Here is a 15,314-nt window from a genome sequence, read left to right as displayed (position 1 = left end):
GGTCTAATCCTTTAGGCTATTTTCCGTAATAGATGCAAAGGGAAAAGGCTTCTCGTCTGCATCATGAATAAATACCTGTAAATTGGCATGAAACGGTGGCTGATGAGGTTGGCTATCAGCAGACCGGTAACTGTCGAGATCGCTGCTCCGTTAATTCCCAGAGAAGGGATCAGCGTCAGGTTCAGGATCAGGTTTATGGAACATGCAACAATACTTTTGATGAACGACTGATTCTGATTACCATCGGCAACGATGATCTGACCAGAGGCTGCGCCTAAGGCAATTAAGACTGGGCAGGCTGAGAGTATCAGCATGGCTTGATGCGCCCCTAGGTACTCCGTGCCATACAGCAATCGGATGAATAACGGTGTAATAGCGGCCATGAATAGGGACATAATCATGCCGGTGAACACGACAATATCCGAAAAGCGCTGTTGAGCCTGGAGTGTCTGGACGCCCGAGGCCTTATGGAAAATTCGAGGGGCTAGAGTCTCGGAAATAACCAGAGGGATGATTGAAAAAAGTGCCATGGCTGTGGCTGCACTGCTATATAGACCGGCAGCGTGGTCCCCGAGGAATTGACGTACTAAGATCAAGTCCATGCGTTGCAGCAAGAGCATTGCTGCTCCCGAAAATACCAGGGGGGCGGAAAGCTTTATCATGGACTTTGCTGTTGCGAATCTGGAGCTTAAATTTATCTTACCTTTAGCCTCTAGTTTGAAGGCAATCATCAGTAGGATACCGCTGACCAAGAAGTCTAAGGATCTGGCAAAAATTACCCAGGCTAGACTCAGTTTGAGCGCTACGAATGTCAGTATGATTGCAAAGGAAATGAGTGATGCGGCAATTTCACATTTTGCAATGACCAGGTTTTTCTCTGTCGATATGAAGTAAGCGCGGAATGCCCGAGGAGTCTTGTAGAAAAAGGATATCATGTATATAAGGGTGCAAAAAACTATCAGCTTGTCACTTTCAAATGCCAGATACAGGGCTGCGATCAGAAAGCCAAGGACAGAGAAGCCTATATTAGCTGACATCGCCGATCCAAGTATTTCGCCAATGTTCTTCGGCTTTTGTAGTATTTCCTTCGTCATCACGCTCTGTAATCTAAACTCGGCGATTACAGCAATAACGGAAGATATTCCTATTATATAGGAGTATCTTCCGAAGTCTTCGGGGGCGAAGAAGTGTGCGACTATTATGCTTGCAACGATCACCTTCGACCCCTCCAGTGCCCTAGCGGTAAGTGCGAAGAAGTTGTTTTTTATCGAAGCATAGTTGAGTTTCATATGAATTAACGAGATCGTAGCTCTTGTCGAAAAATCAGGCTAGCCAGATGCCACGGGTGTCAATGAAGCGCTTGCCGTCCAAATTCAGGCCCTTGAAGTCATTGTGGTCTACCAATAGAACCAGGACGTCCGCCTCGGCGACAGCAGTTTCTTTTTCGCAAAGGCTGATCTTGGAGAGCGAAGCAGGCAGGCGTTCGATGTGTGGCTCTACTGCCAGGACCGGACCCTCATGAAGTTTTGAGAGCTGGTTTGTTATCTCCAGTGCAGGGCTTTCACGAAGGTCATCAATATTGGCCTTGAACGCTAGCCCGAAGCAGGCGACCGCTACTTCGCGAGCTGTCTTTTGCGGATTCTGGGCAAGGTGTTCCGCAACTTCGGCGCGGACTTTGTCCAAGACCCATTCAGGCTTCTGGTCGTTGACTTCTCGAGCGCATCGAATCAATTTCGCCTGTTCAGGCGTCTTGCTGACAATGAACCAGGGATCTACTGCGATGCAGTGACCACCGACCCCAGGGCCCGGCTGAAGAATATTTACCCGCGGATGCCGGTTGGCGAGACTGATCAGCTCCCATACGTTAATGTTTAGTTTGTCGCAGATGACCGACAGTTCGTTTGCGAAGGCAATATTCACGTCGCGGAAGCTGTTCTCGGTGAGCTTGCACATCTCTGCCGTACGTGCATTGGTAATCACGCACTCGCCTTCGACAAAAGTCTTGTAGAGAGATGCCGCAGCGAGCGAGCACTTTGGGGTCATGCCACCGATTACGCGGTCATTCTGCACAAGTTCACGCAGTACATGCCCTGGGAGAACTCGCTCGGGGCAGTGGGCGATGCGAATATCGGAATCCTCGCCGTGGCTCTGAGGGAAGCTCAGATCTGGCCTCGCTTCGGCCAGCCACGCCGACATCTGTTCGGTTGCGCCGACCGGGGAAGTCGACTCCAGGATTACCAAATCGCCTTTCTTCAGCACCGGAGCGATCGCTTTGCTGGCCGTTTCTATGTAGCTGAGGTCGGGATCGTGGTTGCTTTTGAAGGGAGTAGGTACGGCAATGAGGAAGGCATCCGCCGGCTCAGGAGAGGTAGTGGCGCGCAAGTAACCTTCGACAACAGCGGCATGGACCACCATGTCCAAGTCCGGCTCGACGATGTGGATCTCGCCGCGGTTGATGGTATCCACGGCATGCTGGTTTATGTCCACGCCTATTACATGCTTCTTGCGCGAAGCGAAAACAGCGGCGGTTGGCAAGCCAATGTACCCGAGGCCCACTACGGAAATGGTTTGATAAGGCATCTTCAGTCCTTTAAGAGGCAGGAGGTCTTGAACGAGGAGGTGGCGGCTTAGTTGATCGCGCTGAGTGCATCGATGATTCGCTGGCAGGCCTTGCCATCCCCATAGGGATTGTGGGCGTAGCTCATGGCCCGATAGGCAGACGAATCCTGGAGGAGCGCGTTCAGTTCGCGGACGATATTTACCGTATTGGTACCCACCAGTTTCACCGTGCCCGCCGCCACGGCTTCTGGACGTTCGGTGGTATCACGCATCACGAGTACCGGCTTGCCTAGCGAAGGAGCTTCCTCCTGAATGCCACCGGAGTCGGTAAGAATGATGTGCGAGCGGCTCATCAGATAGACAAACGGCAGATAGTCCAGCGGCTCGATCAGATGGATGTTGGGAATGCCGCTGAGTAGTCGGTTCACCGGCTCGCGTACATTGGGATTTAAGTGTACCGGATAGACGATATCGACCTCAGGGTGCTGCTGTGCAACCTCCATCAGTGCCTGGCAGATACGCTCGAATCCACCACCGAAGCTCTCCCGGCGGTGACCTGTAACCAGAATGATCTTACGGTCCAGATTGAGGCGCTCGAGAGGCCTCGACGCCTGCGCTTGTAGCACATGATCCTTGTCCAGGCGTTGGACTACATCGAGCAGCGCATCAATCACGGTGTTGCCAGTGACGACGATGGAGCTCGCATCTATGCTCTCTTTGAGAAGATTCTCTCGCGAGTTCTCGGTTGGTGCGAAGTGTAGTTTTGTCAAACTGCCGGTAAGCTTTCGATTCGCCTCTTCCGGCCAAGGAGAATAGATATTGCCGGTACGTAGGCCAGCTTCCACGTGTGCCACAGGAATTTGATGGTAGTAAGCAGCCAGGCTGGTAGCAAAGGTCGTGGCGGTGTCGCCATGCACCAGTACCACATCTGGCTTGTAGGCCTGAAAAATACTCTTCATGCCTTGAAGAATGGCCGTAGTTACATCGGTGAGATCTTGCCTCGGCTTCATTATATTGAGGTCAAAATCTGGAGTAATGGCAAACAGAGCCAGAACCTGATCAAGCATTTCTCGATGCTGGCCAGTGACACAGACCTTGGCCTCGAATCTTTCGTCACTTGCTAAACCTAAGGCCAAGGGGGCCATTTTAATGGCTTCTGGCCTCGTACCAAATACACAAAGGGTTCTGATGCTCATGAAGTACTCCATACGTCCATGTAGATGACGTCTGATTTCCTGGATGTGAGAAGCCGCAGCGGGAATGATGGGCTTGGCATGCGAAACCTGGTTCGTTCGTCCGCTGAATAGAAACCAGGCCACAACGATGTGAGAGCTGTGCTCGGAACACGAAAACCAACAAGCGATCACTCGCTATCGCAGTACGTGGCGGGCTGCTGGGGAAGAAGATGACCAGAGCATGCTCGATTTCTCGGGCGTAAGAGGTATATTTCGCCGAGGAGAAGTTCCGTCTTTGCCGGTGCGTTTCGGTGCGGGTTTCACCACTGTCCAGCGCTGAGTTGATACGCTACCGCCCCAGGATTTTCGGTTTTTTTCCTGAGAACGCAGCAGTCGGTGGTGGCACGCCTCAATAGAGCTTTTGGCAAACTAGGCGTTGAGGAAGGGCACCGTAATCTGGCGCATGACCCTTGCCTCGTGATCAGTCTTTCGCATGTTTCGATCTCTGATTGTAAAGTTACATACAGGAGCGAATTTTTCAAGGTTTACGAATTGTCTTTGTGGATATGAAGGGTTGCTAACTCAGAAGCACCTGATACTCAGCGGTGGCCAGTTGTCAGTATTTTGCTAGCTCTCCTTCCTTCTCAATCTCTCGATGGGAAGGCTTATAGTCACCTCGCGCTGTAATATATTCAGCAGTATCAAAACGCGTTCGTTGCCATTCCGACAAAGAAAAATGGCTTCCAACTGATTCAGATTGGCGTCATCAATCAATACCTGATCACCTTTGACCAATGCGGGCAACAACGCGGTTGGTGCGTTGAATAATTTTCCTATGACCTGATCGGGGACAGGTGTGGGGCGATCACCAAAGCTCACGATTTGGTTGATCCCGCGAGTCGAACGGATTGGAAGCCAGTTGTCGTCGACTTTATCCAGGTGGATAAAAAGATAGCCGGGGAACAATGGTTCTTCGGTCTGCTGTAACTTTCCTTTTTGTAGGCGTTCTACTGAGTGCAGGGGGAGTAGGCATTGATAACCCTGGCGCTCCAGATGCTCAAGTGCTCTACGATCCTGGCGTGGCTTGCACTGAATCAAATACCAGCGCTTTCCGGTTGCGTCCGGCATGCTTACCTCTTTGCAGGACAACTGTCCTGCGATTTGTCAGAGCTCGCTTGGCAATGACGAATTGTTAGCTGGGACCGTCCGTGGTCCCGTCATACTAGAATTTCTAGGCTTTGTCGGATTTGTACTCGTAATGGTAGTAACCGTATCCGCCATAGCCGTAGTAGGCCGAGGCCCGCTTCTCGACACCGTTGAAGATGGCGCCTTTGAGCTCGATGCCGTTCTGCGCGAATCGGCGAATGGTGAGTTCGATTTCACGTGCCGGGTTAAGGCCAAAACGGGTAACGATCAGGCTAGTACCCGATTGCCGGCCGACGATGGCGGCGTCAGTTACGGCCAGAAGGGGAGGGGTATCCAGAATGACTAGGTCAAACTGTTTACTGGCTTCATCCAGGAGGGCGGTGAAGTTCGGGTGCATCAACAATTCCGAAGGGTTCGGCGGGATCTGTCCGCGCGGAACGAAGTAGAGCCCTTCGATTTCAGTACTGCGCACGGCTGCGCTGAAGTCGCAGCGTTTTACCAGTACGTCGGAAAGGCCGTTGTCTTCACTGCTGTTCAGTACTTTGTGTAGATAACCTTTGCGCATATCGACATCGACCAGCAGAACTTTCTGGCCGGTCTGGGCAATGACTGCTGCCAGGTTCGAAGATACGAAGGTCTTGCCTACCGCGGGGCTCGGGCCGGAGATCATCAAGCGGTTGTTGGTTGCTTCCAGCATTGCGAAATGCAGACTGGTTCGCAGGCTACGCAGCGACTCTACCGCCAGGTCGGTGGGGTGGCTTACCGCCAGCAGGGGCGCAGCTTTGGCTGCACGGCCGCGACCTTTGTCGCGTTTGTCTTCTTCCGCCTTCTGCAGAACGCTGTATGGGATGGAGGCATACACCGGCAGGCCCAGTTGCTCAATGGCGTCCGGGGTCTCAATTCCGCGGTTGAGTGCTTTACGCAGTAGCACCAGCGCTACCGCAAAGAACAGCCCCAGGAAGGTGGCTACCAGAACGATCATGGCCTTCTTGGGCTTGATTGGTTTGGTGATATCCACATCTGCCGTGTCGATGATACGAACATTGCCCACAGCTCCTGCACGCATCACATCCAGCTCTTGGGCCTTGTTCAACAGCTGGGTATAAATTGCAGTGCTGACCTCGACATCCCGCGTCAAGCGCAGCAGTTCCTGCTGCGTTTCCGGCAATCCCTCTACTTTGTGGGTCAGACCGTTCTGCTTGGAGGTCAACTCGCCGATCTGCTTCTGCAGAGCCTGGTATGCCGGGTGTTGGCGGGTGAATTTGCGGTCCATCTCTGCCTGTTGCAGCTTGAGCTCAGAGATGTTGGTATCCAGCGCGACGATCTGGTCGAGCAGCGCCTTGGTTTCCAGGCTGATATCCGCTGACTTGGCTCGGGTCTGGTAGGCACTCAAGGCGTCCTCGGCTCGCTCAAGCTCTCGACGGACGTCTGGCAGTTGCCCGCGCAGGAATTCCAGGCTGGACGCCGCCTCTGCCGAGGCGCGCTCGACGTTCTGGCGGACATATAACTTGCTGATCTCATCCAGCACTTCCAAGGCGCGAGCGGGTTGGTCATTCTCCAGCGATAGGCTGATGACTCCCGATTCCTTGCCGGTTTCACTGACGTTCAAATTGTCCTGATAGCGAAGGATGGTGGTCAGTCGGCGCTCACGCATTACATTGAAATGCGTGCCGGGATTGGCGTGAAGCGACTCTATCTGAATCTTTACGCCATGCTGGTCGTAGGTCTTCCCCGTCTGGCCCTCGACCAGCACGTTGTCATCATCGTCGAGGAGGGTGTAGGCGCCGTTTTCGCCGGCGATCAGGGTCAGATTCTTTTCCAACAAGCTATCGGCAACATCAAGCTGGAAAACCTTCAGCTCCTCGCCGCCCCAGGCGAAGCGGTCAAGACCGAGCAGAGGCGGAGCCACCTCATCAGGTGTTTCTGGGCGGAAGCGGCGCGCTATAAAGTTGCCGATAATCGGAAAGCGGGATGGTTCGACTACGATGTTCAGTTTTAGGTTGTCTACTGCCTTACCAATTACAGTGCGCGAAGTCAGCAGCTGAATCTCGGTAATAGCCTCGGACTGCGCGCCCAGCAGATCTCCCATATCCGACAACCCCGGAATGGTCGGCTTCTTCGGCTCCACCTGCACGATCGCATCCGATCGGTAGATCGGCGTCGCCAGCAGCGCATAAGCAACACCCACGGCCATGAAGCCCGCGGTGATGCCGGCGATCAGCCATTTGTGGTCGATCAGGGTGCCGAGCAGACCTAGCAGGTCGATCTCGTCATCGTCTTTGTCGTGAATGGCTACCGGGGCTTGCTGCTGCATGGGCGTGCTTCTTTACTTCTTCGTCAGTGGGGCTTAGCGGATCGGGCGAATGCGTTTGGCCCAGGCGTCGACACCCTGTTCGATCAGCGCGTAGGCGTGTTCGAACACGGCTGTGCTCTGGCGGTAGGGGTCGGGGATTTCTCGATCGTCCTGCCACTTGCCGAGCAGGAAGGTCTTGCCGCGGGCTTCGGGGGCGATCTGGCTGACGCCCTGCAGGTGGCGTTTTTCCATGACCAGGACGAGGTCGGAGTCGCGCAGCAGGCTGGAGGTCAGTTGACGGGCGCTGTGCTCGTGCGGCTGCTCGCCGTGTTGCTGGAGGATGGCGAGGGCGTGGCTTTCGATGGGCTTGTCGACCAGGGCGCCGAGGCCGGCGGAGCTCACCTGGATATCGCTGCCGGCCAGGCGCTGGCGCAGCAGATGTTCTGCGGTAGGACTACGGCATATGTTACCGACGCAGACGACCAATATCCTTTTGAACACGGGGAGCTTTCCTTGATCCTACAAAGGTGTATGTATGAAAGCGGGGAAATGTAAGATCCGAGACACCCTGAGTCAAGGCTCACGGCCTGTCTGTGACGGGGTTCAGGCTTTTTGAGTCATGGCGGATTGCCATGTCTGCGCGGGTTTTGACGGGGGCCGACCGCTTGTCGTCTGGCGGCCCCCGGGGAATTGCGGGGGATCAGGGAGCGGGGGTTGAGAGGGGGTCTTCCTGGGGCGGACGCTCGAGTGCCACCTGCCGAATCGACAACCGAATCTCCGCCGGCAACACGCGCTTGGCCGCGCCTTCGACCACTTCGCCCAGTTTCTCGTGGTAGCTCAGCTTGCCTTCTTCGTCCTTGCGCAGCACGCGTTGGTCGAGCAGGGCCTGGATGAAGTTGCGGAACAGCGTCTTGTCGAAGAACTCCGGGGCGTTCAGGCCGTGGAGGATGGACAGGCGCTGGGCCATGACGGTGCACAGGTTCTCCAGTTCCTCGGCGCTGAGCTGGCGTTGGCCGGCGTTGAGCAGCAGGGCGATGGCCATGTAGAAGCGCTGCAGGGTCTGGGTGATGGCGCGGGCTAGCAAGGTCAGCAGCACGTATTCGCGCGAGCTGGGGGCTGGGCGCACGTAGGCGTCGCCGTCCTGTTTCAGCAGGTTCTGCTCCACCAGCGCGGCCAGCCATTGGTCGATCACGGCGTCGAGCTGCTCCAGGTCCCAGCGGATGAACAGTTCCTGTTGCAGGAAGGGGTAGAGCGCGCGGGTGTAGTTGAGCAGCTGTTCGCGGCTGATCCGCGCGTTGCTCTGGAAGAAGCTGGCGATCAGCGCCGGCAGGGCGAATACGTGCAGGACGTTGTTGCGGTAGTAGGTCATGAGGACGGCGTTCTGCTCGTCCAGGTAGAGGATGCGGCCCAGGGCGTCCTTCTGTTCGGCGAGCAGGTTCATGCTCTTCACGTATTCGATCAGCGCCTTGCCGTCGCCGTCGGGCAGGGTGGCGCTGGGCGAGTAGGGCACCTTGCGCAGCAGCGCCAGGTACAGGTCGAGCACGCGTTCCAGGGCGCGTTCGTCCAGGGCCAGGCGGCTGGTGGAGAGCAGCGCCAGGGCCACCAGGTTGACCGGGTTGATCGCCGCTGCGTCGTTGAGGTGGCGTGCCACTTCGCGGGCCAACTGGTTGGTGGCTTCCGGTAGCCAGGCCGGGCGGTATTCCGGGCCGAGTTCCTGCTTGCGCCAGCCGGGTTCGTGCTGTTCGAGGAAGCTGTCCAGGTGGATCGGCTCGCCGAAGTTCACCCACACCTGGCCGAAGCGCTGGCGCAGCGCGCCCACCACCTTGAACAGGTCGAAGATGGATTCCTTCTTCTTCGCCGCACCGCGTAGCTCGCCCAGGTAGGTGCGGCCTTCGAGCACGCGCTCATAGCCGATGTACACCGGCACGAAGACGATCGGCCGGCGCGAGTCGCGCAGGAAGCTGCGCAGGGTGATGGCGAGCATGCCGGTGCGCGGGTGCAGCATGCGCCCGGTGCGCGAGCGCCCGCCCTCGACGAAGTATTCGGTGGAGAAGCCGCGGCTGAACAGGGTGTGCAGGTATTCGTTGAACACCGCGGTGTACAGCTGGTTGCCCTTGAAGCTGCGGCGCATGAAGAAGGCCCCGCCGCGGCGCAGGATGGAGCCGACCACCGGCATGTTGAGGTTGATGCCGGCGGCGATGTGCGGCGGCGTCAGGCCGTTGCGGAACAGCAGGTAGGACAGCAGCAGGTAGTCGATGTGGCTGCGGTGGCAGGGCACGTAGACGATCTCGTGGCCCTGGGCGACGTCCTGCACGCGCTCGATGTGGTTGACCCGCACGCCTTCGTAGAGCTTGTTCCAGAACCAGGTGAGGGTGACTTCGAGGAAGCGGATCACCGGGTAGGACACGTCTGCGGCGATCTCGTTGGCGTAGCGCAGGGCCAGGGCCTCGGCCTTTTCCGTGGAGACGTGCTGCGTCTCGATCTCTTCCTGGATGGCCTGGCGCACCAGGGGCGCGCGCAGCAGGCCCTTGACCAGGGTGCGGCGGTGCGAGAGGTCCGGGCCGATGACCGCGGTCTTCTGGTTGCGGAAGTGCACCCGCAGGATGCGCTGGACCATGCGCTGGGTGCGCTCCTGGCCCTTGCCCTGGTCGACCAGCTCGCGCAGGTGGATGGGCGCGGAGAACTGCACGCGCGTCTTGCGCCCGAGGATGAGGATGCGCGCCAGCTTGCGCAGGCGCCCGGTCACCGCCCAGTTGTCGGCGAACAGCAGCTTCCAGGCGCTCTTCTCGCTGTCCGGCGACTGCCCCCAGAACACGCTGACCGGGACGATCTGCGCGTCGTCCACGCCGTTCTGGCCGATGGCCGCGAGCATGCGCACCAGCGCTGGCGGCGCGCCGCGCTTGTCCTGGCGACCGAGCCAGTCGGGCTCCGGCGTCAGGTAGAAGAAGGCCGCCGGCTCGATGCTGCTGCCCACCGCCACCGGCATCACCGGGCGCGGCAGCCCGGCCTTGCGGCACTCCGTGTCGACTACCGCCAGGTCGCTCACCGAAGGCTGCTGCAGCACGTAGAGCACCGGTTTGCTGCGGTCGATCTTCAGGCTCAGGGACGACTGGTTGATGGTTTCCGAGCGCACCCAGAGGTAGAGCAGGCGGCGCAGGACGCCAAAACCGAAGCGGCGGAACGGGTAACGGGGCATACGGGCTCGCAGGCAGTTGAACGGGGCTCGGTGGCGACCAAGCGGACGCTAGTGTGCCGCAACGCTACGGCAGGCAAAAGGGTGGGACGGCAGCCTGGAAGCATGCTATGACCTCCGCTCGGCCGCTTTCGGTGTAGGAATATGGCCGCATTCCTAAATAAATTTTCATGCACGGCAGTGTACTTTTTCGTCACAGTCTTCACCTTGCACTGCCGTCCGTCGGTTCATATATTCCCGGCGGCATTTTGTGGGAGCTCGTCTGCCCCGTGTGTTCCGAGTTCGCGGCGGGCTCTTGGCGCAACGGTGAGAGAAATGATCGAAATAAGCAGACTCACGAAGCGATTCGCGCAGCACACCGCGGTGGACGACCTGTCGTTCAGTGTGCAACCGGGGGAAGTCCTGGGCTTTCTCGGCCCCAACGGCGCCGGCAAGTCCACCACCATGAAGATGCTCACCGGGTTTCTCGCGCCCACCTCGGGCACCGCGAGCATCCACGGTTTCGACATCCAGACGCAGACCCTCCAGGCCCAGCGCCTGATCGGCTACCTGCCAGAGGGCGCGCCCTGCTACGGCGACATGCGCGTGCGCGGCTTCCTCGAATTCATCGCCGAGGTGCGTGGCTACCGCAGCGCGCAGAAGCGCGAGCGGGTGGCGCGGGTGGTCGAGCAACTGGAGCTGGAGCCCGTCCGCGAGCAGTCCATCGAAACCCTCTCCAAGGGCTTCAAGCGCCGCGTCGGCGTGGCCCAGGCGATCCTCCATGACCCGCGGGTGCTGATCCTCGACGAGCCCACCGACGGCCTCGACCCGAACCAGAAGCACCAGGTCCGCGAGCTGATCCGCGGCCTGGCCCGCGACCGCATCGTCATCATCTCCACCCACATCCTCGAGGAGGTCACTGCGGTCTGCACCCGCGCGGTAGTGATCGCCAATGGCCGCCTGCTGGCCGACGGCACACCCTTCGAGCTGGAAAGCCGCTCACGCTACCACCAGGCGGTGACCCTGGTCGCCGACGGCGAGCTGGACCGTGCCGCCCTGGCCGCGTTGCCGGGCGTGGCGGCCTTGGAGGAAAACCCGCTGGAGCACAGCCTGACGCTGCTGGCCAGGCCCGGCGAGGTGATCTTCCCGCAGGTGAATGCGCTGATCGCCGAGCGCGGCTGGCGCATCCGCGAACTGGACGTGGAGCGCGGCCGCCTCGACGAGGTGTTCCGCAGCCTGACCAGGGGGGAGGCGGCATGAAGCAGTTGCCGGTGGTCTTCAAGCGCGAGCTGGCGAGCTACTTCGCCACCCCGCTGGCCTACGTGTTCATCGTCATCTTCCTGGTGCTGTCCGGGGTCTTCACCTTCTACCTGGGCAATTTCTACGAGCGTAACCAGGCGGACCTGACGGCCTTCTTCAACTTCCACCCCTGGCTCTACCTGTTCCTCATCCCGGCGCTGGCCATGCGCCTGTGGGCCGAGGAGCGCAAGTCCGGCTCCATCGAGCTGCTGATGACCCTGCCGATCACCCGCTTCGAAGCGGTCACCGGCAAGTTCCTCGCCGCCTGGGTGTTCGCCGGCATCGCGCTGCTGCTGACTTTCCCCATGGTGCTCACGGTCAACTACCTGGGCGAGCCGGACAACGGCGCCATCCTTGCCGGCTACCTCGGCAGCTGGTTGCTGGCCGGCGGCTACCTGGCCATCGGCTCGTGCATGTCGGCGCTGGCGAAGAACCAGGTGATCGCCTTCATCCTCGCCGTGGTGATGTGCTTCGTGTTCATCGTCAGCGGCTTCCCCCTGGTGCTCGACGCCTTCAACGCCTGGGCCCCGCAGTGGCTGCTGGATGCGGTGGCCTCGATGAGCTTCCTGACGCGCTTCGATGCGATCAGCAAGGGCGTCATCGACCTGCGCGACCTGCTGTTCTTCGCCAGCCTGATCGTCGCCTGGCTCGCCGCCACGGCGGTGGTGGTCGACCTGAAGAAAGCCGATTGAGGAAGCCCGCATGAAGAAACTGATGTATTCCGCCGCCGGGCTGCTGGTCATCGCCTTGCTGTTCCTGGCTTTCAACCTGGTGTCCGGGCTGGCCTTCACCGGCGCGCGCCTGGACCTGACGCAGCAGAAGCTCTACACCATCTCCGACGGCACCAAGAAGGTGCTGGGCTCCATTGGCGAGCCGATCAACCTGTACTTCTTCTTCTCCGACAAGGGCAGCAAGGACCTGGTCCCGCTGCGCAACTACGCCAAGCGCGTGGAGGAACTGCTCAAGGCCTACGAGCGCGAGGCCGACGGCAAGATCCGCCTGCACGTCATCGACCCGCAGCCGTTCTCCGAGGAGGAGGACAAGGCCGCCGAGTTCGGCCTGCAGGCGGTGCCGCTGAACCAGGGCGGCGACACCCTGTACTTCGGCCTGGCCGGCACCGATGCCCTGGACAACATCCAGGTGATCCCGTTCTTCCAGCCGGACCACGAGGAATTCCTGGAGTACGACCTCAGCCGCCTGGTCAACGCCCTGGCGCACCCCAAGCGGCCGGTGGTGGGCGTGCTCAGCACCCTGCAGATGACCGGTGGCTTCGACATGCAGACGCAGCAGCCCAGCTCGCCCTGGATGCTGCTCGACGAGGTGCGCCAGCAGTTCGACCTGAAGAGCCTCAAGCCCGACGTCGACGCCATCCCGGACGACGTCAGCGTGCTGCTGCTGGTGCATCCCAAGCACCTGCCGCAGCAGACGCTCTACGCCATCGACCAGTTCGTGCTGCGCGGCGGCAAGCTGCTGGCCTTCGTCGATCCCTTCAGCGAGGCCGACAAGTCCTCGCCCATGGCCGCGCTGGATGGCCCCGGCGACCAGGCCTCCGACCTCGAGCCGCTGTTCAGGGCCTGGGGCGTGCAATTGTTGCCTGGCAAGGTGCTCGGCGACGCCAGCTACGCCATGTCGGTGAGCATGGGCCAGGGCCAGCGCGCGGCGCATCACCCGGCCTGGCTGAACCTCGACGCCAAGGCGCTGGACGCCAACGACGTGGCCACCGCCGGGCTGGAGAACCTGACCTTGGCCACCGCCGGCATCCTCGAGCCGCTCAAGGACGCGAAGACCCGCTTCACCCCGCTGATCCAGAGCTCGGCGCAGGCGATGCCCTTCGACGCCCAGCGCTTCGCCACCCTGCGCGACCCCGGCGAGCTGATGGCCCAGCTCAAGCCCACCGGCCAGCGCTACGTCATGGCCGCGCGCATCCAGGGCCCGGCGCAGAGCGCCTTCCCCAATGGCATCGAGGGCCGCAAGGACGGCTTGAAGAGCGCCGACAGCATCAACGTCATCGCCGTGGCCGACACCGACCTGCTCACCGACCGCATGTGGGTGCAGGTGCAGGACTTCTTCGGCCAGCGCGTGCCGCAGCCCTGGGCCGACAACGCCAGCTTCGTGATCAACGCGCTGGACAACCTGGCCGGCTCCGACGCGCTGATCAGCGTGCGCTCGCGCGGGCGCTTCAGCCGCCCGTTCACCGTGGTGGACGAACTGCAGCGCCAGGCCGAGACGCGCTTCCGCGAGAAGGCCGACGCGCTCAAGCAGCGCCTGGCCGACACCGAGCAGAAGCTCGCCGCGCTGCAGAACCCCGACCCGGGCAAGGCCCTGGAGCTGACGCCGGAGCAGCAGAGCGCGATGCAGCAGTTCATCCAGGAGCGCGTGCGCATCCGCAAGGAGCTGCGCGACGTGCAGTTCCAGCTCAACGCGGATATCGAGTCCCTCGGCCGCACCCTGAAGATCGTCAACATCGCCGCCGTGCCGCTGCTGCTGACCCTGGGCGTGCTCGCCCTGTGGTGGTGGCGCCGCCGGCGCCAGGCCTGAGGAGACGGCCATGCAACGCAAGAGTCTGATCCTGCTGGTGGTCCTGGTGGTGGCGCTCGGCGGTCTCTTCGCCTGGCTGCAGCGCGAGCCGGCCCGCCTGGCGCCGCCAGCGGAGGTGCGCTATTTCCCGGGCCTGGACGTGCAGCAGGTGAGTGCGGTGACGGTGCGCCGCCCCGGCCAGCCGGACATCCGCGTGGCGCGCCAGGACGGGCGCTGGGTGATGCCGGCCAAGGCCGGCTATCCGGCGGCCGGGCGCCTGGTCGGCGACCTGCTGCATGACCTGGCGCAGGCGCGCAAGGTCGAGGCCAAGACCCGCGAACCGGGCAATTTCGCCCAGCTCGGCGTCGCCGACCAGGGCGAGGGCGCCGGCGTGCGCCTGAGCCTTGAGCGCAGCGGCGGAGCGCCGCTGGAGCTGCTGGTGGGCAAGGCCGCGCAGCAGGGCGGGCGCCTGGTGCGCCAGCCCGGCGACGAGCAGGTCTGGCTGATCGACAAGGACCTGCGCCTGCCGCCCGACGAGCTGGACTGGCTGGACCGGCGCATCACCAGCATTCCCTTCGAGAAGGTCGCCGAGGTGTCGGTGAGCTACCCCGGCGGGGAAACCCTGACGGTGTTCCGCGACAAGGCCGGCGAGCCCAACCTGCGGGTACGCCAGTTGCCGAGGGACGCCAAGCTGGCCTACGAGTCCATCGCCAACGGCATGGCCACGCCCTTCGGTGCCCTGACCTTCAGCGAGACCGCGCCGCTGGACCAGGTGCAGTTCAAGGGGCCGGCGCGGCTGGACCTGGCGCTCAAGACCCTCGATGGCGCCAGCCTGAGCGGGCGCGTGCTGGAGCAGGGCGGGCAGAACTGGCTGCTGCTGGACCGCGTCGAGGGTTTCGCCGACGGGCAGATCCAGGCGCGCCAGGGCTGGGCCTACCGCCTCGAAACCAATCAGTACGAGGCGCTGGCCCGGCACCTGGCGGATTTCACCGCGAAGAAACCTTGAGGTATTTCAAAGGCCGACCGGGCGAAGTTCCGGTCGGCAACTTTCGCCACGCGTGTGCGGAAATGTGCGTTGCAGCACGCCGGCAATGACAAAACTTACAACTCCGTTACACCGTCAAAGTGCACCAGGATGGCCCTGGAAGCCCCG

11 protein-coding genes are annotated in these 15,314 nt (G+C 60.6%); 4 read left to right on the top strand and 7 right to left on the bottom strand.

Features of this window, described 5'->3' with window-relative positions; translation table 11 throughout:
* Positions 1-11 precede the first annotated feature (11 nt).
* The 7 genes from M8R19_RS08085 to plsB form a co-directional block, all read right to left on the bottom strand.
* Positions 12-1,289 (bottom strand): flippase, encoded by a 1,278-nt coding sequence (locus tag M8R19_RS08085; RefSeq protein ID WP_249917506.1) that lies wholly within the window; start codon positions 1,287-1,289, stop codon positions 12-14.
* Between the two features lie 34 nt (positions 1,290-1,323).
* Entirely contained in the window at positions 1,324-2,580 is a 1,257-nt protein-coding gene (wecC, locus tag M8R19_RS08080) for a UDP-N-acetyl-D-mannosamine dehydrogenase (protein WP_249917505.1), read from the bottom strand.
* Positions 2,581-2,627: 47 nt separating this feature from the next.
* Entirely contained in the window at positions 2,628-3,755 is a 1,128-nt protein-coding gene (gene wecB / locus M8R19_RS08075) for a non-hydrolyzing UDP-N-acetylglucosamine 2-epimerase (protein WP_249917504.1), read from the bottom strand.
* Positions 3,756-4,361: 606 nt separating this feature from the next.
* Entirely contained in the window at positions 4,362-4,862 is a 501-nt protein-coding gene (gene rfaH / locus M8R19_RS08070; protein ID WP_249917503.1) for a transcription/translation regulatory transformer protein RfaH, read from the bottom strand.
* A gap of 103 nt (positions 4,863-4,965) precedes the next feature.
* Entirely contained in the window at positions 4,966-7,194 is a 2,229-nt protein-coding gene (locus tag M8R19_RS08065) for a polysaccharide biosynthesis tyrosine autokinase (protein ID WP_249917502.1), read from the bottom strand.
* A gap of 33 nt (positions 7,195-7,227) precedes the next feature.
* A complete protein-coding gene (locus tag M8R19_RS08060) occupies positions 7,228-7,674 on the bottom strand; it encodes a low molecular weight protein-tyrosine-phosphatase (RefSeq protein ID WP_249917501.1) in 447 nt (148 codons plus the stop codon).
* 199 nt (positions 7,675-7,873) lie between these two features.
* A complete protein-coding gene (plsB, locus tag M8R19_RS08055; protein WP_249917500.1) occupies positions 7,874-10,369 on the bottom strand; it encodes a glycerol-3-phosphate 1-O-acyltransferase PlsB in 2,496 nt (831 codons plus the stop codon).
* 312 nt (positions 10,370-10,681) lie between these two features.
* Between plsB and M8R19_RS08050 the strand changes: the two genes are divergently transcribed.
* The 4 genes from M8R19_RS08050 to M8R19_RS08035 are packed head-to-tail and all read left to right on the top strand — an operon-like array spanning position 10,682 to position 15,167.
* Entirely contained in the window at positions 10,682-11,605 is a 924-nt protein-coding gene (locus tag M8R19_RS08050) for an ABC transporter ATP-binding protein (protein ID WP_249917499.1), read from the top strand.
* Entirely contained in the window at positions 11,602-12,336 is a 735-nt protein-coding gene (locus M8R19_RS08045; RefSeq protein WP_009616584.1) for an ABC transporter permease subunit, read from the top strand. Before M8R19_RS08050 ends, M8R19_RS08045 begins: the two co-directional genes overlap by 4 nt.
* Before the next feature lie 10 nt (positions 12,337-12,346).
* Positions 12,347-14,182, top strand: a complete 1,836-nt coding sequence (locus M8R19_RS08040) for a GldG family protein (RefSeq protein ID WP_249917498.1) — start codon at positions 12,347-12,349, stop codon at positions 14,180-14,182.
* 10 nt (positions 14,183-14,192) lie between these two features.
* Positions 14,193-15,167 (top strand): DUF4340 domain-containing protein, encoded by a 975-nt coding sequence (locus M8R19_RS08035; protein ID WP_249917497.1) that lies wholly within the window; start codon positions 14,193-14,195, stop codon positions 15,165-15,167.
* Positions 15,168-15,314: the final 147 nt, after the last annotated feature.

Origin of the sequence: Pseudomonas sp. R3.Fl, assembly GCF_023516765.1 — a bacterium.
Lineage (GTDB): Bacteria > Pseudomonadota > Gammaproteobacteria > Pseudomonadales > Pseudomonadaceae > Pseudomonas > Pseudomonas citronellolis.
This window is presented reverse-complemented; position numbering and strand designations above follow the sequence as displayed.

Excerpts from the sequence above, each read along its gene's own strand:
- M8R19_RS08085 (WP_249917506.1), bottom strand. The coding sequence starts at position 1,289 with ATGAAACTCAACTATGCTTCGATAAAAAACAACTTCTTCGCACTTACC.
- wecC (WP_249917505.1), bottom strand. The coding sequence starts at position 2,580 with ATGCCTTATCAAACCATTTCCGTAGTGGGCCTCGGGTACATTGGCTTG.
- wecB (WP_249917504.1), bottom strand. The coding sequence starts at position 3,755 with ATGAGCATCAGAACCCTTTGTGTATTTGGTACGAGGCCAGAAGCCATT.
- rfaH (WP_249917503.1), bottom strand. The coding sequence starts at position 4,862 with ATGCCGGACGCAACCGGAAAGCGCTGGTATTTGATTCAGTGCAAGCCA.
- M8R19_RS08065 (WP_249917502.1), bottom strand. The coding sequence starts at position 7,194 with ATGCAGCAGCAAGCCCCGGTAGCCATTCACGACAAAGACGATGACGAG.
- plsB (WP_249917500.1), bottom strand. The coding sequence starts at position 10,369 with ATGCCCCGTTACCCGTTCCGCCGCTTCGGTTTTGGCGTCCTGCGCCGC.
- M8R19_RS08050 (WP_249917499.1), top strand. The coding sequence starts at position 10,682 with ATGATCGAAATAAGCAGACTCACGAAGCGATTCGCGCAGCACACCGCG.
- M8R19_RS08045 (WP_009616584.1), top strand. The coding sequence starts at position 11,602 with ATGAAGCAGTTGCCGGTGGTCTTCAAGCGCGAGCTGGCGAGCTACTTC.
- M8R19_RS08040 (WP_249917498.1), top strand. The coding sequence starts at position 12,347 with ATGAAGAAACTGATGTATTCCGCCGCCGGGCTGCTGGTCATCGCCTTG.
- M8R19_RS08035 (WP_249917497.1), top strand. The coding sequence starts at position 14,193 with ATGCAACGCAAGAGTCTGATCCTGCTGGTGGTCCTGGTGGTGGCGCTC.